Origin of the sequence: Halogeometricum sp. S1BR25-6 (assembly GCF_031624495.1) — an archaeon.
GTDB classification, from domain to species: Archaea; Halobacteriota; Halobacteria; order Halobacteriales; family Haloferacaceae; genus Halogeometricum; species Halogeometricum salsisoli.
Genome location: NZ_JAMQOP010000002.1, coordinates 428,966 through 448,259, shown reverse-complemented (window position 1 = coordinate 448,259; position 19,294 = coordinate 428,966). Strand labels below are relative to the sequence as shown.

Sequence of the window (19,294 nt, the reverse complement as noted above, 5' to 3'; positions counted from 1 at the left end):
CTCAGTTCTCGCCTTTGCGCCTTCCGTTCTCCTCGCGTTCGTCGCCGCCGTCGCCATCGGTGCCATCGTCATCGCCATCGCCGTCGTCGCCGCCGAGCGCCTCCTGCATCGCTTCGTCCGCCTGCGAGGGGTCTCCGCTCATCAACCGCCGCTCCAGTTCCTCGACGCCCTCGCCGCCGAGCGCCGACTCCGCGAGGAAGTGCGCCCCGAGCGTCGCCGGACTGATGACGGTGTCGGCGCCGGCGCGCTTCAGTTTGTTCACGTTCTCCCGTTGGCTGGCGGCGGCGACGATGGTCACATCGGGGTTGAGTTGCCGCGCCGTCAGGATGCCGAGGGCGTCCTCGGCGTCGTTGTTCGTGGCGACGACGACGGCCCGCGCGGACTCGACGCGCCCGCGGTGCTGGGACTCCTCGTCGCTCGGGTCGGCGGTGAGGACGGTGTAGCCGCGTTCGGTGAGTCGTCGGGTGCGCTCTTCGTCCTCGGTGAGGATGAGGACGTCCGCCTTCGCGGTGAGTTCTTCGAGTATCGGTTCCGTCAGGTCCCCGTAGCCGAGAACGAGGACGTGGTTTTCGAGGAGGTCGAGTTGTTCTTCTGTCATGCGTCCGAGTGCTTTGGAGAGTCGCGCTTCGATGAGCGGGGTGAAGACGACGCCGAGGACGGCGGCGAACGAGGAGACGGTGACGAGCATCACCGAGAGGGTGAACAGCTTCCCGACCGCGGTCGCGGGCGTAATGTCGCCGTAGCCGACGGTGCTGCCGGTGACCAAGGAGAAGTAGAACGCGTCGAGGAGCGTCTCGACGTCCCCGAACTCCTCGCGGAGCGCGTACGCGCCGACGGTGCCGTACGCCTGCGCGCCCGCGAGAGCCGAGAGAGCGGCTAGCTGCGTCGTCGTCAGTTCCAACTCGCGGTCGTACGCGCCGAAGTTCAGCCCGACGACGACGAACGCCACCGCCGAGAGGCCGATGAGGGGAAAGGATAGCTGCGTCGACTGGAGCGCCCCCTGCGCGGCGGTGATGGGGAACAGCAGCATCGTCGCGTACCACGCCGCCCGCAGGCGTCGCCGGAGGCCGAAGGCGGCGACGAGGAGGACGAACCCGGTGAGCGTCCCGGTGAACGCCGCCACCTGCTGGACGTAGCCGGGAAAGGTGACGCCGAACAGCACGAAGTCGGCCACGTCGGCGCTGACGCCGATGTTGGCGATGCCCGTGACGACCGAGAGGACGCCGACGAAGAGCGTCAGCACCATCGACGCGCGGGCGCCCACCCACTCCCGTTCGAGCCTCATATCTGCCCGATGGCGACTTCGCTACTTAACGGACGCGACCGACCGGCCGCCCGTCTCGCGGTTCGGACGCTCAGAGGTCGCGGACGTCGGCCGTCATCGCCCCGTCCTCGGCGTCGCCGGTGTTCTCCGTTCCCGACGGCTCGAACAGCAGGACGTTCGCCCCGGCCTCCGAGACGGGTCGGTGCTCGACGCCGCGCGGGACGACGGCGAGTTCGCCCGCCCCCAGCGTCACGTTTGCCTGTTCGCGGAGTTCGAGCGTCACCGACCCATCGACGACGAGGAACAGTTCGTCCGCGTCGGGGTGACTGTGCCAGACGAAGGCGTCCTCCATCTTCGCCAGCTTCACGGTCTGTCCGTTCAGCTCAGCGGCGAGGCGCGGCGACCACGTCTCCTCGAAGGAGTCGAAGGCGTCCGCGAGAGTCACCGGGCGAACCGCCGAGTCGGTCGAGTCTGTCATCGTCTCGTATCGTTCTCCTGCGGCGATAAGTGTAAATCGTTCCCGCCGAGAGGAACGTTCAGATGGCATCCCTCCCCGTCGAACTGCTCTACGGTCTCTACCTCGGTGCGCTGGCCGGGTTCGTCCCCGCGCTCGTGGCCTGGGCGCTCGGGTTCGCGTTCCGGTACTTCACGGGTATCACGATACCCGGACTGGCAGTCGCCGGTCTCGGCGTCGCAATCGCCGGTCTGAGCGGCGGCATCCTCGCGCTCGCCGACCCGGAAGTCACGCTCTCGCAGAACCAAGTGCGGCTGTCCGTCGCCCTCCTCATCGTCCTGATGGTGACGTTCTACGCGCACGGCCTCGGCGACCGGATGGGCGCGAACCTCCCGCGGAAGCTCTCCTTGCGCGAACTCACCGCGCGGACGCTCTCCTCCGACGTCGTCGAACTCGTCGGCGGCCGGGGACAGGTGCGCGTGAGCGTCGTCGGCGAGGTGGCCGACGTCGAGGGCTACCAGCCGCTGTCGGCGTCGGTCCGCGAGGAGATTCGGGGCGGCGAGTGGACGTTCCCCGCCGACGTGCCGCTGGTCGAACTGGAGACGCGCGTGGAGGACCGCCTCCGAACCGAGTTCGACCTCGCGGAGGTCGAGGTGACGCTGGACGAACGCGCGCGGGCGTCCGTCGCCGCCGCACCGGGGATGAGCGGGCTCTCGAAGCGCCTCGCTCCCGGCGAACGCGCCGTCTCCACCACCGCGTTGGTACCGACGGGCACCGCCCGCGGCGACGAGGTGACGGTGCTCGCGGGCGGGGAGTCCTTCCCGGCGACGGTCCTCGGCATCGTCGACGACGTCGAGACGAAGAAGTCCGACGACGCGCCGGCGTCCGCGGCGACGGACGGCGGCGGCGACCTGCGGTCCGACGGGGGTGAGCGAATCCGCGATTCGCGAATCTCGTCGGAGCTCCGCTCCGACGGAGGCCTCGACGTCGCTCCCACCGAGACGGTCCCCACGGCGACCGGCGGCGAGGCGCGCGTGACGCTCGCGGTCCGGCGCCAGCAGGCCTCGAAAGTGCTCTCGACGGACGACGTGGCGCTTCTCGTCCGGTCGCGCGGCGTCCGCAGCGAGTTCGAGTTGGTGACGCTGCTCCGGCGGGCGGGCAAGCGGTTCCGGCGGCTCTCGGCCCGCGAGGGCGGCGTCCTCGACGGCGTGACGCTCGGGGAGGCGACCGTCCGCGACCGGTACGACGTCGTCATCCTCGGCGTCCGCCACGAGGGGAAGTGGACCATCGCGCCGCGCGGCACTCAGCGGGTGGACCCCGGCGACGACTTGGTGGTCGTCGGCGCCTACCCCGACCTCGCGGCGTTCGCCGAGGTGGTGGCGTGACCCTTCTGCTCCAACTCGACGCCGTGATCCGGTCCGCCGCCGTCCTCCTCAACGACATCGCCCTCATCGCCAGCCTCGCGGTGGGGGCCGCGGCCGTCGCCGCGGCGGCGGCCCTCGTCCACCGGTGGTACACCAGAGAGCCGATTCCGCGGTGGCTGGCCTCCCTCTTCGGCGGGACGCCCGCCGCGGTGTACATCAGCGGTATCGGCCTCCTCGACACGATAACGGACCCGACCCGGGCGGCGGACGTGTTCGAACCCTCGACGATGCTCCTGAACTCGACCGTACTCGTCGCCGCCGTCGCCGTCTCGCCGGCCGGCCGGGCGGTCGGGGACCGCGTCGCCACCGACGTGTTCGCCTTCGCCGGCACGAGCGCCGTCGACGCCGAGGTGGGCCGCATCGTCCGCACGGTGGGGCGCGTCGCGGCGGTCGAACTCCCCGAAGACCCCGACAATATCGGCGACATCGACGGCTACGACCCCGTTCCCCGCGCCCGCAAGGAGGCGATGGCTGGCAAGCGCCTCCTCTTCCCCCGACGGTTGACCGACGCGGAACTCACCGACCGCCTCGTCACGCGCATCAAGGAAGACTACGGCATCGGCCACGTCGACGTGGAGTTGGACGAGGCGGGCGACGTGTCCTTCCTCGCTCTCGGCCGGCGCGTCGCCGGGTTGGGACCGACGATGCCCCCCGGCGTCGCCGCCGTCGCCGTCCGCGCGGACCCGGGTGCGGGGGCCTCGGCGGGCGACGCCGTGCAACTGTGGCGGACGGGCGAGGACGGCGCCCCCGAACGCGTTGTCGGCGCGGAACTCCGGGCGACGGCGGGCGACGTGGCCACCGTCATCCTCGACGAGTCGGACGCCCAGCGGTTGGACCGCGGGGAGGAGTACCGCCTTCTCACGCTCCCCTCGGACCCCGGCGCGGAGCACGAGTTCACCTCGCTGCTCAGGAGCGCCGACGAGACGATGGAGCGGGTAACCGTCGAACTGGGGAGCGACCTCGTCGGCGCGACGCTCGGCAACCTGGACGCAACCGTCGTCGCCGTCCGGGGCGCGGACGAAGACGAGGCCGTCGACGCCATCCCGGCGCGGGCGCGCGAACTCGCCGCCGGCGACGAACTGTTCATCGTCGCCCGGCCCGAGACGGTTCGCCGCATCTCGCGGTTCGCCGCCGCGCCGGAGGCCGACGACGGCGACGGCGGCGACTCCGCGGGGACGCCGGCGTCGCCCGCATCCGACTCCGCGGACGACGACTGAACCCGACCGCCGGCGGTCGCAATACTCATGTCTCGCGGGCGGGGATAGCGAGGTATGACGACCGTACGGTGGCGACTGTTCGCGGACCTCGCGGAAGTCGCCGGCGACCGGGAGACGACGGTCACCGTCGCCGACGACGCGACGGTCGAAGACGCCCTCGACGCCCTCTTGGACGGCCGCGACGGCCTCCGCGTCCGCGTCTTCGACGACGGAACGCTCGCCGAGCACGTCAACCTCCTGTGCAACGGCGAGGCGGCGTCGCTCTCCGATTCGGTCTCCGAGAACGACGAACTCGCGCTGTTCCCGCCGGTCAGCGGCGGCTGACGGGCGTCTCGGCGCTCGTACGACGGCGTCGCGGGTGTCGCGAAAAAAAGACCAGAGACCCGACCGGCAGCGAGACGGCCGTGTCCGTCCGCCCGTTCGTTCGTTTCGCTCCGCGACTCGGTTACTCGCTGGGACGCGGACGCGCGACGAACAGTGTCTCGACGAGACTGAACGGGTCGTACACCGACTGGTGGCACTGACAGTAGACGTCGTTCGCGGCGTTGAACTTCCCGGACCCTTCGGTCTTGTACCCGGGCACGCAGCAGAAGTGCGTACACTTGTTCAGCCACGCGACGAAGCCCTCCTGCGTGGACGCCTGCACCCACGGGTCGTCCTGCGCCATCTGCTCTATCTCCTCCGAGCGGATGACCTGAATCGGGATGACGTTCTCCGCTTCCTCGGACCGCCAGCGACCGGTCGCCGGCTTTCCGAGTCCGGGGTCGCCGACGTCGTTCGACCACGTCTGGTAGTCGGAGAAGTCGTCGACGTGGAGTCGGTCACCCTCCGAGTAGGCGTCGGACTGCCACGTGTAGCCGGGAGCGGCCCCGGAGATGAAGTAGTTGTCTGAGTCGTACTCGGGGTCGATGCCGCCGTAGGACTCGACGCCGCAGTACTGGAACCACTCCGAGGTGTAGGTCACGCCGGAGCCCTTGTAGTTCTCCGTCTCGGCGACCTGAATCTGGACCCCGTTCTCCTCGATGGTCTTGACCTCGGGCCAGACGCCCTTGAGGTAGCCCTCGCTGTCGATTTCGATGGGAATCTGCGGCATTCCGCGCGGGGCGGGGCCGGCGATGTTCTCGATGGCCATCGCCTGGGTGGTCCCGCCACCGCTCCCGCTCGACATCGTTGCTGAGTTGACGGCGGCCGCGGTCGTCGCGCCGACGCCGGCAAGTGTCGCGCCCCCCACGACACCCTTGACGAACCGGCGGCGACCCGAGTCGTCCGGGTACTTATCGCTCATACCGAAACCTTCGGCCCGCCGGTGAAAAGCATGACGAAACCCCCGTTCGTTCCCGCCGAGTGGTCCGCGCGTCGAACGGTCGGCCCGCGGACGACTCGACGCGGGGCGGGGCCTCAGTCGCCGCCGTCGGAGCGCCGCGTCAGTGCCCAGAGGACGAGAGACAGTCCCTCGACTCTCGCGGCCGCGTACACCCACCGGCGCGGTGTCGCGTCCCCGCGCGTCGCGAGGCGCATCCAGAAGTCCACCACCTGCTTCGGCCGAAGTAGTTCCACGACGCCCAACGTCAGAGCGAGCGTTCGGAGCACCATACGAAATCGAAGAGACCGAGCGGCCAAAGATATTTCCGTACTCGAAGGGACTCACCTCCCGGCACTCGGCAGACGACGAGGGCGGGAACGACGATTGACTCGGACGCGGGCAAAATTTTCTATCGACTCGGGGTCTTTTACTCGGGGACTGGCATATTCGGAGCTATGGAGCTACATGCCAGAGACGTCAGACAAGACGTCCGGGAACTCGGGGCACTTCTCGGCGACGTCTTGGAAGAACAGTCGTCGACGGAGTCGTTCCGGACGGTCGAGGACATCCGGACGGCCGCCATCGACTATCGGAAGGGCGACCTGGACTCGCGCGATCGACTGAGCCGGGTTCTCGACGGTCTCGACCCGGACGGCGAGAGCGTCGTCGCCCGCGCGTTCACCACCTACTTCGAGCTTATCAACCTCGCCGAGGAACGCGAGCGCGTTCGCACCATCCGGGAGGCGTCCCAGGAGGGCACCCTCGAGGACGGACTCACCGCCACCGTCGAGTCGTTCGCCGACGGCGACGCCGACCCCGAGACGGTCCAGCGCGTGCTCGACGACGTGCTCATCGAACCGACGTTCACCGCGCACCCGACGGAAGCGCGCCGCAAGACGGTGAAGGCGAAGCTTCGCTCCATCGCCGCGCGCATCGAGGACATGGACGAGCGACGCCTCACCGACCGCGAGCGCCAGCAGTTGTGGCGGAAGGTGGACTCCGAGGTGACGAGCCTCTGGCAGACCTCACAGGTCCGCGGCCGCCGTCCCGAACCGCAGGACGAGGCGCGTAACGTCCAGTGGTACCTCGAGAACATCCTCTTCGACGTCGTCGGGCAGGTGTACGCCGAGTTCGAGGACGCACTGGCCGACGAGTACCCCGAAGTCGACGTGCCGAAACTGTTCGAGTTCCGCTCGTGGGCCGGGTCCGACCGCGACGGCAACCCCTTCGTCACCCCCGAGGTGACCGAAGACACGCTCGAACGCCAGCGCTCCGTCGTCCTCGGGAAGTACAGCGACGCGCTCAAGCGCCTCTCGGGCGTCCTCAGCCAGGACGGCGAGCGGGTCGACGCGGGCGCGGAGTTCGAGCGCTCGCTGGTCGCCGACCGGGAGCGACTCCCCGTCGTCGCCGACGAGACGGAGGAGCGCTACCCCGACGAGCCGTACCGCCAGAAGCTGAAGCTGATGCGCGAGCGCATCCGCCGCATCGAGGACGTTCGCCCCGACGGCTACTCGAACCACCACGAACTGCTGGAGGACCTCCGGGTCATCGACAAGAGCCTGCGGAACAACGGCGCGGAAGTCGTCGCCGACGAGTATCTCAGTCCGCTGATGCGCCAGGTGGACACGTTCGGCTTCACGCTGGCGAGTCTGGACCTGCGCGACCACCAGGAGAACCACACCGAAGCGGTCCACGAGGCGCTCTCCCAGCAGGGCATCGACTACTACGGCCGCGACGAGGAGGGCCGCACCGAGGTGCTGACGGAGGCCATCCTGCAGGAGGAACCGCTGCTCGACTTCGACGACACCGAGGAACTCTCCGACACCGCCGCGCGCGTGCTGACCCGCTTCGAGAGACTCGGCGAGTGGCAGAAGGAGTACGGCGTCGGCGCCATCGACACCTACGCCATCTCGATGACCGAGGAGCCGAGCCACGTGCTCGAAGTGCTCTTCCTGGCCGACCAGGCGGGCGTCGTCTCCCTGCCGGACCACTGCGGCATCGACGTGGTCCCCCTCCTCGAAACCGAGTCCGCGCTCAACGGCGCGCGCCGCATCATGGGTACGCTGTTCGAGAACGAGGCGTACGAGAAGGTGCTGGCCGCCCGCAACGGCGTCCAGGAGATCATGCTCGGCTACTCCGACTCGAACAAGGAGAACGGCTACCTCGCCGCCAACTGGGACCTCTACAAGAACCAGCGCCGCCTCGCGTCCATCTGCGATGACTTCGACGTGAAGATGCGCCTGTTCCACGGACGCGGCGGCTCCATCTCCCGCGGCGGCGGCCCGATGAACAAGGCGATGCTGGCGCTGCCGAACGAGACGGTGACCGGCCAGATCAAGTTCACCGAGCAGGGCGAGGCCATCGCCGAGAAGTACGCCAACCCGCGCATCGCCGAACGCAACCTCGAACAGATGCTGAACGCGCAGGTCCGCGCGCGACACGAGGCCATCAGAGAACCCGAAGACCACGTCCCCGACGAGTGGGCCGACGCGATGGACACGATGGCGACGGCGGCGCGGGCCGAGTACAGAGACCTGCTCGAATCCGAGGGCTTCGTCTCCTACTTCGGGCAGGCGACGCCCATCGGAGTCATCGAGGACCTCAACCTCGGCTCCCGCCCCGCCTCGCGGTCCGGCGAGCGCACCGTCGAGGACCTCCGGGCCATCCCGTGGGTGTTCTCGTGGACGCAGTCGCGCTGTATCATCACCGGCTGGTACGCCCTCGGAACCGGGATACAGGCGTACCTCGACGACGGCGGCGACGTCGAGACGCTCCGCGAGATGTACGAGGAGTGGCCGTTTTTCCGGACGACGCTCGACAACTCCTCGCTCGCCCTCGCCCGGACGGACTTCGACATCGCCGAGCACTACGCGGACCTCGCCGACGCGGAACTCCGCGAGCGCTTCTTCCCGCGCCTCCAAGACGAGTACGAGTCCGCCCGCAGCATCGTCCTCGACGTGAGCGGCCGGGATTCGCTCCTGAAGCGGCAGTGGCTGGACGAGAGCCTCCGCCGCCGCAACCCCTACGTCGACCCGCTGAACCTGCTGCAGACGCACCTGCTCTCGCAGACGCACCGAACGGAAGAGGAAGAGCGGACCCTGCGACTGACGGTCAAAGGCGTCGCCGCGGGGATGAAGAACACCGGCTGAGCGGCGGAGAAGGAAGAAGAGAGACGAGACGCGTCGCTCGGGGCCGCGGCCGTCGGCGACCCGCCGACGGCTACGGCGCTCTGATGTCGTACTGCGAACCGCACTCGGGACACGTGTTCCGCGTCGCCCGGTACTCCGACTTCAACCGCCGGCGCACGCCCCTCGTGCTGACGCCTGTCGGATGCGTTGCTTCCACCTGCTGTCCGCAGTGCGGACAGGCCACTACCGACATTTCCATAGTTCACGTCGACGACGAATAGTTGTAAATCTTACTTCCGGATTCGGACTTATTGAGGCTTGAGAAGGTCGTTTGTGGCGGATATGATGGTCGGTCAGAATCCGGCGCCGGGGCCGGTCGAACGGGGGTCGAGCGGGCCGGGTCGACCGCGCTTCAGCCGTGATTCCAAGGCGCCTCGTCGAAGTCGACGATGCGCGTGCGCTCGTCGATTTCGTCTATCTTCTCGACGTCTTCCTCCTCGAGTTCGAGTTCGAGTTCGAGGGCGCCGAAGTTCTCCTCGATGTGGTCGGAGGAGGCCGCCTTCGGGATGGCCGTGACGTTCTCCTTAGCCATCAGCCACGCCAGCGACACCTGCGCGGGCGTCGCATCGTGCTTCTCCGCCACGTCCTGTATCTCCTCGACGTCGGCGACTTGCCCGCGCGCGATGGGACAGTACGCGACGAGTCGGTGGTCGTGTTCGACGGCGAGTTCGTGCAGCTCTTCTTGGGGAAGCATCGGATGCATCTCGACCTGGTGGGCGTAGAGGGGGGCGTCGAGCGTCTCGATTGCCTCCTCTATCTGGTCGGGGCGGAAGTTACTGAGACCGACGCGGTCGACGAGGCCGTCGTCGACGAGTTCGTCGAGGGCCGGAAGCGTCTCCTCGGGGTCGTAGGTGTTGAGCGGCCAGTGAACGTACAGCAGGTCGATGCTGTCGGCGTCGAGTTTCTCCGCGCTCTCCTCCGTCGTCGAGATGACGTCGTCGTGCGCGAGGTTGTCCGTGTCGAGTTTCGTCGCCACGAACACCTCGGACTCGTCGACGCCGGCGGCGTCGAGGCCCTCGGCGACGTACTCCTCGTTGTCGTAGCCCTGCGCGGTGTCGACGTGCTCGTAACCCGTCTCCATCGCCTCCTCGACGGCGCGCGCGCACTCGTCTCGTTCGTCCATCTGGTACGTGCCGAAGCCGAGACTGGGGATGTCCATGCGCGAGTGCTCGAACGCCGCGGTGTCAACGCCACCGGTCGCGGCAGTCGACTCGGGGTTCTCGCCGCTTCGAGGCGCCGGAGCCGGTACGAATAACCATCCGACGACCCAACGGCGAACCATGCCCGACGACTCTCGGTTTCTCGTCTACGGCGCGTACGGCTACACCGGTCGTCTCATCGCCGAGGAGGCGGCCGAGCGCGGACACGACGTGGTCCTCGCCGGACGCGACGAGTTGCGCACCCGCGACCTCGCGGACGAACTCGACCTCCCCTACCGCACCTTCGAGGTGTCGCTGGCGGCGAACCAACTCGACGGTATCGACCTCGTGCTCAACTGCGCGGGTCCGTTCGACCGGACGGCCGACTCGCTGGTCGAGGCCTGCCTCGAGACGGAGACGCACTACCTCGACATCACGGGCGAACTCCCCGTATTCGAGCGCGTGAAGCGCCGGAGCGACGAAGCCGAGGACGCCGGCGTGACGCTGCTACCCGGCGTCGGCTTCGACGTGGTTCCCACCGACTGCCTCGCGGCGCACCTCAAGGCGCGACTGCCCGACGCGACGCATCTCTCTCTCGCCCTCGAAGCCGACGGCGGCGTCTCGCCGGGGACGCTGAAGACCGTACTGAGCGACATGACCGGCGGCGGCGCGGTGCGGAAGGAGGGGAAACTCCGCTGGGTGCCGGTCGCGCACAAGACCCGCGCCGTCGACTTCGGCGACGGCCTCCACCGCGCGGTCACCATCCCGTGGGGCGACGTGTCGACGGCGCACTTCACGACGGGCATCCCAAACGTCGAGGTGTATCTCTCCCTACCGGCGGGCGCGCGGCGCGCCCTCGCGGCGACGAACTACCTCGGCGGGGCGTTCGACTCGACGGTCGGGCAGTCGCTCCTGACCCGCCTCGTCGACCGCTACGTCGAGGGTCCCGACGAAGAGCAGCGAGCCACCGGCGAGGCGCGCGTCTGGGGAGAGGTCCGCTCCTCGCGCGACCGCCTCGTCTCGCGTCTCCGAACGCCCGAGACGTACGAACTGACCGTGCAGGCGGCGCTGAAGTGCGTCGAGAAGACGCTCGACGGCGAGGCGCCGACGGGCTATCAGACGCCCGCCGCGGCGTTCGGCCCGGACCTCGTACTCGAACTGCCCGGCGTCGAACGTATCGACTTGGAGGACGGAGAAGTCGTCGCCCGCGAGACCGGTCCGGACCGCAAGACGCCCGCGGCGACGGCGGATGCGTCGGGACCGGGTGCGGACGGAGCGGACGGCGTCGACGCCGCGGACGACCCGAACCTCGGCGCGGAGGCGGGCGCCGCGGACGGCGAGGACCACCCCGTCGAGGCGTCGGCGGCCGACCCCGGCGACGAGAGCGCCGACGGGGCGCCGAGTCCGCGGGCGCTCTCCGACGACACCTCCCCGGCGATTCGCCGCCGCGGGGACGCCTCGGGGACATCGAGCGGCGACGACGAGTAACGGCTCTTATCGCTCCGGCCGCGCCGGTTCGAGGCCGCGTTCGTCGGCGAACGCGCGGAGTTCGTCGGCGAGGGGGCCGATGCTCTCGGCGTCGTGCGCGTCGGACCCGAGCGCGAAGTCGACGCCGCGGGCGGCGAGCACCTCGAAGAACTCGGACGTCGGGTGGAACTCGCCGTAGTCGCGGCGGACCCGGCCGGCGTTCACCTCGGGGACCGTCCGCGAGTCGGCGAAGGCGTCGGCGACGCGTTCGTACTGTTCTCCGGTCGCGTGGCCGCGCAGCGCCGGGTTCCGTTCTATCAGGTCGGGGTGGGCGGCTACCTCGAACAGCTCCGATTCGACGAGCGAGACGAGTTTCTCGAAGTACGTCTCGACCAGGTCGCCGCGGCGCGACTCGGGGAGGGCGGCGAAGTGGTCGACGGCGTGGACGTTCGCGCCGTCGAGGGCGTGGACGCTCCCGATGGCGTAGTCGAACTCCGCGTCGGCGAGGAACGACCGTATCTCGGTCTCGTGACCGGGTTCGTAATCCACCTCGGCGGCGTCGAAGATTTCGAGGTCGAACTCCCCCCGCAGGGAGTCGATGGCCTCGCGGCGGCGGTCGTACGTCGCGTCGAAGTTGAAGCCCATCTCGCGTCGCGTCCGGCGGGCCCACTCCGACGACAGCACCATGCAGTGGTCGGCGACGCCCACGCCGTCAAGTCCGGCCGCCTCCGCGGCGGCGAACATCGACCGGAGGTAGTCGCCGTCGGAGTACGTCGAATGCGTGTGGTAGTCGTACACGGTCGTCGATGTTACGGGGTCCCGCCGGTAGTAGCTTCGGTCGTCCGATTCGGCGGCGGCGGCGCTGCACCCGCGGTGCAACGCCCGAAACCGGGAGTTCCGAATCACCTCTAAAACCGTTGAAACGTGGTGAATCGTGGCAACGTATCGGTCGCTCCGAAACGGTTTTGAACTGCGCTGGCACACAGTCGGTATGCCGAAGGAACCCGAAACCGGGTACGACCCGTCGCTGGGTCGGAAGTTCATTTTCGTGACGGGAGGCGTGATGTCAGGGTTGGGCAAGGGCATCACCGCCGCGAGTACGGGGCGTCTGCTCTCGAACGCGGGGTTCGACGTGACGGCGGTCAAGATAGACCCCTACCTGAACGTCGACGCCGGGACGATGAATCCCTACCAACACGGGGAGGTTTATGTATTAAAAGACGGCGGCGAGGTGGACCTCGACTTGGGGAACTACGAGCGCTTCCTCGGCGTCGACATGACGTCGGACCACAACGTGACGACGGGCAAGACCTACCAGCACGTCATCCAGAAGGAACGCGCCGGCGACTACCTCGGGAAGACCGTCCAAATAATCCCGCACGTCACCGACGACATCAAGCGGCGCGTCCGCGAGGCCGCGGAGGGGTCCGACGTCTGCATCATCGAAGTCGGGGGCACCGTCGGCGACATCGAGGGGATGCCGTTCCTCGAATCGCTCCGCCAGTTCGCCCACGAGGAGGAGGACGACGACATCCTGTTCACCCACGTCACCCTCATCCCCTACTCGAAGAACGGCGAGCAGAAGACGAAGCCGACGCAGCACTCCGTGAAGGAACTGCGGAGCATCGGCCTGCAACCCGACATCCTCGTCGGCCGCAGTCCGGACAAACTAGACCCGGAGACGAAAGAGAAGATAGCCCTGTTCTGCGACGTGCCCACGGAGGCGGTGTTCTCGAACCCCGACGTGGAGGACATCTACCACGTCCCGCTGATGGTCGAAGAGGAGGGCCTCGACGAGTACGTGATGGAGCGTCTGGACCTCGAAGAAGAGGCGCTCCCGCCGGCCGAGCGCTCCCAGCGGTGGCGCGAACTCGTCACGCGCGACCGACAGCAGGAAATAGACGTCGCCCTCGTCGGCAAGTACGACCTCGAAGACGCGTACATGTCGGTCCACGAGGCGCTGAAGCACGCGGGCATCGAGACGCGGACGGACGTAAACATCCTCTGGGTCGACTCCGACGAGATGCTCGACAGACACACGGACCGGCTGAAGGAGGCCGACGGCGTCGTCGTCCCCGGCGGGTTCGGGACGCGCGGCACGGCGGGGAAGATAGAGGCTATCCGGTACTGCCGCGAGCACGACGTTCCCTTCCTCGGTCTCTGTCTCGGCTTCCAGATGGCGGTCGTCGAACACGCGCGCAACGTCCTCGGTCACGAGGACGCCCACTCCGCGGAACTGAACCCCGACAGCTCCTATCCGGTCATCGACCTGCTACCCGAGCAGTACGAGACGGAGGAGATGGGCGGGACGATGCGCCTCGGCGCGCACGAGACGAACATCTCGGAGGGCTCTCTCGCCGCCCACGTCTACGGCGACACCGTCTGCACCGAGCGACACCGCCACCGCTACGAGGTGGCCCCCGAGTACATCGACGACCTGGAGGACGGCGCCTTGACGTTCTCCGGGCGGGCGAACAACCGCATGGAGATCGTCGAGCGGACCGACCACCCGTACTTCCTCGGCACGCAGTTCCACCCCGAGTTCCGCTCGCGGCCCGACCGCGCGAGTCCGCCGTTCGTCGGGTTCGTGGAGGCCGTTCTCGGCGAACTGGACGCCCGTGAACTGGTCGCCGACCGGGAGGTGCAGGCCTGATGGTCGACGCAGAGTCGTTCATCGAGGAGGCCACCGAGGAGATAGCCGAGACGGTGGGAGACGCCCACGCCATCATCGCCCTCTCGGGCGGCGTGGACTCCTCCGTCGCCGCCGCCCTCGCCTACCGCGCCATCGGCGACCAACTGACGCCCGTCTACGTCGACACCGGTCTGATGCGGAAAGGAGAGACTGACGGCATCCGCGAGACGTTCGACTACATGGATTCCCTCAGGGTGGTCGAGGCACAAGAGCGCTTCCTCGGCGCCCTCGAGGGAGTCGTCGACCCCGAGGAGAAGCGGAAGGTCATCGGCGGACAGTTCATCCGCGAGTTCGAACGCGAGGCGAAGGACACCGACGCCGACTACCTCGTGCAGGGAACCATCTACCCCGACCGCATCGAGTCGGAGGGGAACATCAAGTCCCACCACAACGTCGGCGGTCTGCCCGACGTGGTGGACTTCGAGGGCATCGTCGAACCCGTCCGCGACCTGTACAAAGACGAGGTGCGCGAGGTGGCCCGCGAACTCGGTCTCGAATCGGTCGTCTCCGAGCGGATGCCGTTCCCCGGCCCCGGACTCGCCGTCCGCGTCGTCGGCGAGGTGACGAGGGAGAAAGTCGAAGTGGCCCGCGAGGCGTGCCACGTCGTCGAGGAGGAGTTAGAAGAGTACGACCCCTGGCAGGCGTTCGCCGCCGTCGTCGGCAAGGGGACCGGCGTGAAGGGCGACAACCGCGTCCACGGCTGGATCGTCGCCGTGCGCTCCGTTGAGTCGCGCGACGGCATGACGGCGCGGGCGCAGGAACTGTCGTGGGAGACCCTCCAGCGTATTCAGTCGCGCATCACGGGACAGAACGACAACGTGGCCCGGGTCGTCTACGACGTAACACACAAGCCGCCGGCCACCATCGAGTACGAATGACCGTGCTCATCACAGGACCAGACACAGACGGCCTCGGCGATGCGCTCTCCGACCTCGGCGCCGACGTTGTACGCGTCGACGGCGTCGCGACCCGCGACACCATCGCCGACGCGGGCGTCGACACTGCGGACACCCTCGTCCTCACGGACATGGACGACGCCTCGGTCATCCCCGTGGCGCGCGAGGCGAACCCGGACATCCGCGTGGTCGCCTACTCGCGCGACTCCCTGCCGGAGTACGCGCGCGGACAGGCCGACCTCGCCGTCGACCCCGACCTCCTCGCGGCCGAGGTAGTCGCCGAGGAACTGGTCGGCGCGTAAAACAGCGATACGGCCGACGGCCGGTCGTCGACTATCGACCGTCGACCGTCGGTTCGACCGCCCGAACCGCCCGCTCAGCGCGAGGCGGTCTCGGCCACCTCGGCCGACTGCGCCGCTTCCCGCCCCGCTTCTATCGGGTCTCCGCTTCCGCCAGCGGCGTCCTCGTACGCCCCGATGAACGCGTCGGCGACGCGCCGGGCGTCCTCGAACCCCTTGGCGTGCGCGAACGGGGTGCACTCTTCCTCAACGTCGCGGACGACCGAGACTCCGTACCGGTCGGTCTCGGTGTGCTGCGCGTTCGGTTCGGTTCGGTTTGGTCGGAGCCACAGCGACGGGCCCGACGCTCGTTCGTACTGCGTCACCGGTCCCGGGTCGTACTTGTCGACGACCGGTTCGTCGGCGTCGGTTTCCGTCCAGTTCGAGTGCGGCGCGTCGTCGTTGGTCGACGCACTCGCGGCACAGGACCCGACCGCACTGTCGCTTCGGGCCGACGGAACGGACGGGGCGGAATGAGCGGAAACCGCGGTCGAGACGACGCGTGCACGACGCCCGTCAGACGACTCGGCGAATTAAACCACAGTTAATCGTATCTTTGGGACAATATGCGGTTGAATCCGGGTTCAGGGTCTCCCCGGTTGAAGTACTTCCCCGCCCAAGCGAGAAACGCGGTGACCGAGGAGCGTTCCGACGCGTCGCACCGTCGGCCTGTCCCGCGCGACGGTGCGACGGCCGTCACACCCGCGCTCCCGAAACGCACTTCACCGCAGTCGGACGGTGACACGCGACCCCGCGGCCCGCAGCGAGTCGCGGCGGTCGGCGCGCGGCCAACTCGAACGCGCGCTCTCATCAGTTCCGGCTCCGGGCGCGATTGCGCTCCCCCGCGGAGCGACGAACCCGCGCACGCGCACCGAACCGCGACCGGGCTCACATCGACCCCGGCCCGCGCGGTTCGACGGCGCTACAGGCAGACCGAGGCACCCACCAACCCCCACTCGACCCACGGCCCCCACCCCACCCCACCCCACCCCCGCTCGTTCCGACTTCGGCCCCCGATTCGCGGCCGCTCGGGTTCGCCAGACCCGCGACGGACGAGCGACCCAGATAGCTTCACCCCGGCACCGACGCCGGTTCCGCTTGCCACCGTCGAAACCGACATACTCCGCCGGTCCGGTAGTTCGCCCGATGAGTCGCGTCCGCGTCTCGACCGGCGCCCGCCTGCACTTCGGCTTTCTCAACCTGAGTCTCGCCCACCAGCGACTGTACGGCGGACTCGGCGTCGGACTCGACGAACCCAGAGCCGTCGTCGCCGCCGAACCGGCCGACGACGTCGACTGCGCGGACCCGGACGCCCGCCGGTACGCCGAACGATCCGTCGCCCTCCTCGACGTCCCCGGCGCCGCCGTCTCGGTGGAGTCGTCGCTCCCGCGGCACGTCGGCCTCGGGAGCGGCACGCAACTCGCGCTGGCCGTCTACGCGGCCGTCGCCCGCGCCCACGACCGCCACCCCTCGGTCCGGTCGGCCGCCCCTCGCCTCGGCCGCGGCGGCCGGTCGGGTATCGGCGTGGCGACGTTCGAGCGAGGCGGCGTCCTCGTCGACGCCGGCCACCCCACGGCGCGTTTCACCACCGACCGACCCGCCGACGGCGAGTGGACCGTCCCGGCCGTCGCCGTCCGCCACGACGTGCCCGAGGAGTGGCGCTTCCTCCTCGTCGTCCCGGACGCCGACCCCGGTCGGAGCGGCGAGGAGGAGGACGAGGGGATGCGCGCCGCCGTCGAACGCGCCGACCCCGGCGTGGCCGACCGCATCTCGGGCGTGCTCTCCAGACGCCTCCTCCCGGCCGTCGCCGACGGGAGCGCCGCGCGCTTCGGAGAGGCGGTGTCCGAAATCGGCCGTCTCAACGGCGCGTGGTACGCCGACGAGCAAGGGGGCGTCTACCGCCCCCCGGTCGGCGAACTCGTCGCGGCGCTCGAAGACGACCCCGCCTGCTACGGCGCCGGGCAGTCCTCGTGGGGGCCGGCCGTGTACGCCGTCACCGACGCCGACCACGCCGACGAGGCCCGGGCGGCGGGGGCGGCGGCGCTCGACTCGGCGAGCGTCGACGGCGACGTGCGCGTCGTCCGCGGGCGGAACGTCGGCGCCGACGTGTCCGAGGAGTCGTGAGGCGAGGAGACGCGAGTCGAGCCGGCGAAAGGATTAACAGATGTGAATGTGTCTGTATCGAAGATGAATAGCATCCCGTTCGGCGTCTCCCGCTTCGACCGCATCGTCGGCGGCGGCGCACCGCCCGGTTCGGTCGTCCTCCTCGTCGGCGAACCCGGCGCCGGCGCCCGCGAGTTCATGTTCACCAGCGCGACGATGAACGCCGTCAACCGCATCGACGGCGACCTCTTCGAACTCTACTACGGCGACCTGCACGGCGGGTCGACGCCGCCGCCGGAGGTCCACTATCTCTCCTTCACCGCCGACGAGGCGAACCTCCGACGCGAGATGTCGTACGTGTTCGAGGAGTCGCTCGTCGACGCCGCAACGGAGGGTATCCGATTCCACGACTTCTCCGCGGAGTACTTCCGCCCCAGTCCCATCCCCCACGAGTGGTACGCCGGGGAGGCGACGACGCTGCAGGACCTCGGGGAACGACACAACCGGGTCCCCGTCCTCACCGCCCTCGGCAACTACCTGAGCGACCACGCCGCCGGCAACCTCGTCGTCATCGATTCGCTGACGGACCTCGTCGCGGCCATCTCCGACGAGATGTCGTTCCACGACATCTCGATGGTGATGCGGGGAATCAGCAAGGCGGCACACCGGTGGGGCGGCCTCATCCTCGCCCTCGTCGGCCGCGACACCCTCGCGCGGACCGACCTCGGGCACCTCATGGACGCCGTCGACGGGACGCTCCAGTTCCAGTGGGACACCGGCGGTTCCAAGCGGGCGCGGACGCTCGTCGTCCAGGAGTTCCGCGGCGTCCTCTCGCGCCTCGAATCCGAGGACATCGTCCGGTTCGAGACGCAGATTCACGACGGCGGTTTCGACGTGAGCGACGTGCGGAAGATCCGCTGAGCGGTCCACCCCGCCGGGCCGGACCGCCGGCGGAGTTCCGACCGAACCCTCAGACCTCGGGCGGTTCGAAGGTGTTCGGCGGACCGGTCGGGGCGATGGTCTGTCCGGTGACGAACGAGGCGGCGTCGCTGGCGAGGAAGCGAATCGCGTCGGCTATCTCCTCCGGCCGGCCGACCCGCCGGTCGGCGCCGGCGCGTTCGGGTACCTCGTCGAGGCCGAGTTTCTCGCGGACGGGCGGCGTGGCGACGAACCCGGGTTCGACCGCGTTCACGCGCACGTCGTCCGCGGCCCACTCGTCGGCGAGTGTCCGCGTGAGGGCGCTGACGCCGGCCTTCGCGGCGCTGTACGGCCCCATGCCGGCGACGCCGTAGCGGCCGGCCATGCTGGCGGTGTTGACCACCGCGCCGCCGTCCTCGCGGAGGGCCTCCGAGAAGGCCGTCGTGACGGTGTAGACGCCGGTGAGGTTCACGTCGATGACCCCGTCCCATCCGTCGCTCTCCACCTCGTGTAGCGGTCCGCCCGACCCCGCGCCCCCCGCGTTGTTCACGAGGAGGTCGACCCCGCCGAACTCCTCGACGGTGGCCTCCGCGAGGGCCGCGACCGAGTCGCGGTCGGTCACGTCGCACTCGACGGGGAGGACCGACCCGGGAACGTCCGCCGCGTTCAGTTCCTCCGCGACTGTCTCCACGTCGTCGCGCGTGCGCGAGCAGATGACTACGTCCGCGCCGTCCGCGACGAACGTCTCGGCGACTGCGCGGCCGATTCCGCTCGACCCGCCCGTGACGACGGCCGTCTCGCCGGCGACGCTCGATAGTTCGCGGACCGATTCCTGCGTTCTGACTTCGTCTTCGTCTGCCATCCTCCCCCTTAAGGCGAGTCCACCGAAAA

At 69.0% G+C, this 19,294-nt stretch carries 19 protein-coding genes; 10 read left to right on the top strand and 9 right to left on the bottom strand.

What is annotated here, in order from left to right:
- Position 1: 1 nt before the first annotated feature.
- Together NDI76_RS12300 and NDI76_RS12295 are read right to left on the bottom strand one after the other, a co-directional pair.
- Positions 2-1,285, bottom strand: coding sequence for an NAD-binding protein (locus tag NDI76_RS12300; protein ID WP_310924372.1), 1,284 nt, complete (start codon positions 1,283-1,285; stop codon positions 2-4).
- A gap of 70 nt (positions 1,286-1,355) precedes the next feature.
- Positions 1,356-1,742: a cupin domain-containing protein gene (locus NDI76_RS12295; protein ID WP_310924371.1), complete on the bottom strand. Its 387-nt coding sequence runs from the start codon at positions 1,740-1,742 to the stop codon at positions 1,356-1,358.
- A gap of 62 nt (positions 1,743-1,804) precedes the next feature.
- Here NDI76_RS12295 and NDI76_RS12290 point away from each other — a divergent pair, with 62 nt between their 5' ends.
- The 3 genes from NDI76_RS12290 to NDI76_RS12280 are packed head-to-tail and all read left to right on the top strand — an operon-like array spanning position 1,805 to position 4,683.
- Positions 1,805-3,103 carry a potassium channel family protein gene (locus NDI76_RS12290; protein ID WP_310924370.1) on the top strand — a complete coding sequence of 433 codons (1,299 nt, stop codon included), beginning with the start codon at positions 1,805-1,807 and terminating at the stop codon, positions 3,101-3,103.
- Positions 3,100-4,359, top strand: a complete 1,260-nt coding sequence (locus tag NDI76_RS12285) for a DUF8167 domain-containing protein (protein WP_310924369.1) — start codon at positions 3,100-3,102, stop codon at positions 4,357-4,359. The genes NDI76_RS12290 and NDI76_RS12285 overlap by 4 nt, the downstream gene beginning before the upstream one ends.
- A 54-nt stretch (positions 4,360-4,413) precedes the next feature.
- On the top strand, positions 4,414-4,683 hold the full coding sequence (locus NDI76_RS12280) for a ubiquitin-like small modifier protein 1 (protein ID WP_310924368.1): 270 nt from the start codon (positions 4,414-4,416) through the stop codon (positions 4,681-4,683).
- Between the two features lie 121 nt (positions 4,684-4,804).
- On the opposite strand, the gene NDI76_RS12275 is transcribed toward NDI76_RS12280, so the two are convergent.
- Together NDI76_RS12275 and NDI76_RS12270 are read right to left on the bottom strand one after the other, a co-directional pair.
- Entirely contained in the window at positions 4,805-5,644 is an 840-nt protein-coding gene (locus NDI76_RS12275) for a ubiquinol-cytochrome c reductase iron-sulfur subunit (RefSeq protein WP_310924367.1), read from the bottom strand.
- A 113-nt stretch (positions 5,645-5,757) separates the two neighbouring features.
- Positions 5,758-5,952, bottom strand: coding sequence for a hypothetical protein (locus tag NDI76_RS12270; protein WP_310924366.1), 195 nt, complete (start codon positions 5,950-5,952; stop codon positions 5,758-5,760).
- Between the two features lie 165 nt (positions 5,953-6,117).
- Between NDI76_RS12270 and ppc the strand changes: the two genes are divergently transcribed.
- Positions 6,118-8,811 (top strand): phosphoenolpyruvate carboxylase, encoded by a 2,694-nt coding sequence (ppc, locus tag NDI76_RS12265; RefSeq protein ID WP_310924365.1) that lies wholly within the window; start codon positions 6,118-6,120, stop codon positions 8,809-8,811.
- A gap of 70 nt (positions 8,812-8,881) precedes the next feature.
- Here the strand turns inward: ppc and NDI76_RS12260 are convergent, their stop codons facing one another.
- A complete protein-coding gene (locus tag NDI76_RS12260) occupies positions 8,882-9,049 on the bottom strand; it encodes a CpXC domain-containing protein (RefSeq protein ID WP_310924364.1) in 168 nt (55 codons plus the stop codon).
- A 153-nt stretch (positions 9,050-9,202) separates the two neighbouring features.
- The gene (locus tag NDI76_RS12255; protein ID WP_310924363.1) at positions 9,203-10,009 is read right to left on the bottom strand and encodes an aldo/keto reductase; all 807 of its coding nucleotides are present in this window, start codon (positions 10,007-10,009) and stop codon (positions 9,203-9,205) included.
- Between the two features lie 121 nt (positions 10,010-10,130).
- Between NDI76_RS12255 and NDI76_RS12250 the strand changes: the two genes are divergently transcribed.
- Positions 10,131-11,477, top strand: coding sequence for a saccharopine dehydrogenase family protein (locus NDI76_RS12250; RefSeq protein ID WP_310924362.1), 1,347 nt, complete (start codon positions 10,131-10,133; stop codon positions 11,475-11,477).
- Between the two features lie 6 nt (positions 11,478-11,483).
- Here NDI76_RS12250 and NDI76_RS12245 read toward each other — a convergent pair whose 3' ends face one another.
- Positions 11,484-12,254 (bottom strand): PHP domain-containing protein, encoded by a 771-nt coding sequence (locus NDI76_RS12245; protein WP_310924959.1) that lies wholly within the window; start codon positions 12,252-12,254, stop codon positions 11,484-11,486.
- A gap of 193 nt (positions 12,255-12,447) precedes the next feature.
- Here NDI76_RS12245 and pyrG point away from each other — a divergent pair, with 193 nt between their 5' ends.
- Genes pyrG through NDI76_RS12230 form a run of 3 tightly spaced genes read left to right on the top strand, consistent with a single transcriptional unit; the run spans position 12,448 to position 15,346 of the window.
- Positions 12,448-14,109: a glutamine hydrolyzing CTP synthase gene (gene pyrG / locus NDI76_RS12240; RefSeq protein WP_310924361.1), complete on the top strand. Its 1,662-nt coding sequence runs from the start codon at positions 12,448-12,450 to the stop codon at positions 14,107-14,109.
- Positions 14,109-15,026: a glutamine-hydrolyzing GMP synthase gene (gene guaA / locus NDI76_RS12235; protein ID WP_310924360.1), complete on the top strand. Its 918-nt coding sequence runs from the start codon at positions 14,109-14,111 to the stop codon at positions 15,024-15,026. The genes pyrG and guaA overlap by 1 nt, the downstream gene beginning before the upstream one ends.
- The gene (locus NDI76_RS12230) at positions 15,023-15,346 is read left to right on the top strand and encodes a DUF7126 family protein (protein ID WP_310924359.1); all 324 of its coding nucleotides are present in this window, start codon (positions 15,023-15,025) and stop codon (positions 15,344-15,346) included. The genes guaA and NDI76_RS12230 overlap by 4 nt, the downstream gene beginning before the upstream one ends.
- A gap of 74 nt (positions 15,347-15,420) precedes the next feature.
- Here NDI76_RS12230 and NDI76_RS12225 read toward each other — a convergent pair whose 3' ends face one another.
- Positions 15,421-15,708, bottom strand: a complete 288-nt coding sequence (locus NDI76_RS12225; protein ID WP_310924358.1) for a hypothetical protein — start codon at positions 15,706-15,708, stop codon at positions 15,421-15,423.
- An 820-nt stretch (positions 15,709-16,528) separates the two neighbouring features.
- Here NDI76_RS12225 and NDI76_RS12220 point away from each other — a divergent pair.
- Positions 16,529-17,506, top strand: a complete 978-nt coding sequence (locus tag NDI76_RS12220) for a beta-ribofuranosylaminobenzene 5'-phosphate synthase family protein (protein ID WP_310924357.1) — start codon at positions 16,529-16,531, stop codon at positions 17,504-17,506.
- A 63-nt stretch (positions 17,507-17,569) separates the two neighbouring features.
- Positions 17,570-18,406 (top strand): RAD55 family ATPase, encoded by an 837-nt coding sequence (locus NDI76_RS12215; protein WP_310924356.1) that lies wholly within the window; start codon positions 17,570-17,572, stop codon positions 18,404-18,406.
- A gap of 49 nt (positions 18,407-18,455) precedes the next feature.
- On the opposite strand, the gene NDI76_RS12210 is transcribed toward NDI76_RS12215, so the two are convergent.
- Positions 18,456-19,265, bottom strand: coding sequence for an SDR family NAD(P)-dependent oxidoreductase (locus tag NDI76_RS12210; RefSeq protein ID WP_310924355.1), 810 nt, complete (start codon positions 19,263-19,265; stop codon positions 18,456-18,458).
- Between the last annotated feature and the right edge of the window lie 29 nt (positions 19,266-19,294).

Coding starts and splice junctions, on each gene's coding strand:
- pyrG (WP_310924361.1), top strand. CDS start 12,448: ATGCCGAAGGAACCCGAAACCGGGTACGACCCGTCGCTGGGTCGGAAG.
- NDI76_RS12300 (WP_310924372.1), bottom strand. CDS start 1,285: ATGAGGCTCGAACGGGAGTGGGTGGGCGCCCGCGCGTCGATGGTGCTG.
- NDI76_RS12275 (WP_310924367.1), bottom strand. CDS start 5,644: ATGAGCGATAAGTACCCGGACGACTCGGGTCGCCGCCGGTTCGTCAAG.
- NDI76_RS12215 (WP_310924356.1), top strand. CDS start 17,570: ATGAATAGCATCCCGTTCGGCGTCTCCCGCTTCGACCGCATCGTCGGC.
- NDI76_RS12290 (WP_310924370.1), top strand. CDS start 1,805: ATGGCATCCCTCCCCGTCGAACTGCTCTACGGTCTCTACCTCGGTGCG.
- NDI76_RS12230 (WP_310924359.1), top strand. CDS start 15,023: ATGACCGTGCTCATCACAGGACCAGACACAGACGGCCTCGGCGATGCG.
- NDI76_RS12295 (WP_310924371.1), bottom strand. CDS start 1,742: ATGACAGACTCGACCGACTCGGCGGTTCGCCCGGTGACTCTCGCGGAC.
- guaA (WP_310924360.1), top strand. CDS start 14,109: ATGGTCGACGCAGAGTCGTTCATCGAGGAGGCCACCGAGGAGATAGCC.
- NDI76_RS12270 (WP_310924366.1), bottom strand. CDS start 5,952: ATGGTGCTCCGAACGCTCGCTCTGACGTTGGGCGTCGTGGAACTACTT.
- NDI76_RS12255 (WP_310924363.1), bottom strand. CDS start 10,009: ATGGACATCCCCAGTCTCGGCTTCGGCACGTACCAGATGGACGAACGA.
- NDI76_RS12260 (WP_310924364.1), bottom strand. CDS start 9,049: ATGGAAATGTCGGTAGTGGCCTGTCCGCACTGCGGACAGCAGGTGGAA.
- ppc (WP_310924365.1), top strand. CDS start 6,118: ATGGAGCTACATGCCAGAGACGTCAGACAAGACGTCCGGGAACTCGGG.
- NDI76_RS12250 (WP_310924362.1), top strand. CDS start 10,131: ATGCCCGACGACTCTCGGTTTCTCGTCTACGGCGCGTACGGCTACACC.
- NDI76_RS12280 (WP_310924368.1), top strand. CDS start 4,414: ATGACGACCGTACGGTGGCGACTGTTCGCGGACCTCGCGGAAGTCGCC.
- NDI76_RS12220 (WP_310924357.1), top strand. CDS start 16,529: ATGAGTCGCGTCCGCGTCTCGACCGGCGCCCGCCTGCACTTCGGCTTT.
- NDI76_RS12210 (WP_310924355.1), bottom strand. CDS start 19,265: ATGGCAGACGAAGACGAAGTCAGAACGCAGGAATCGGTCCGCGAACTA.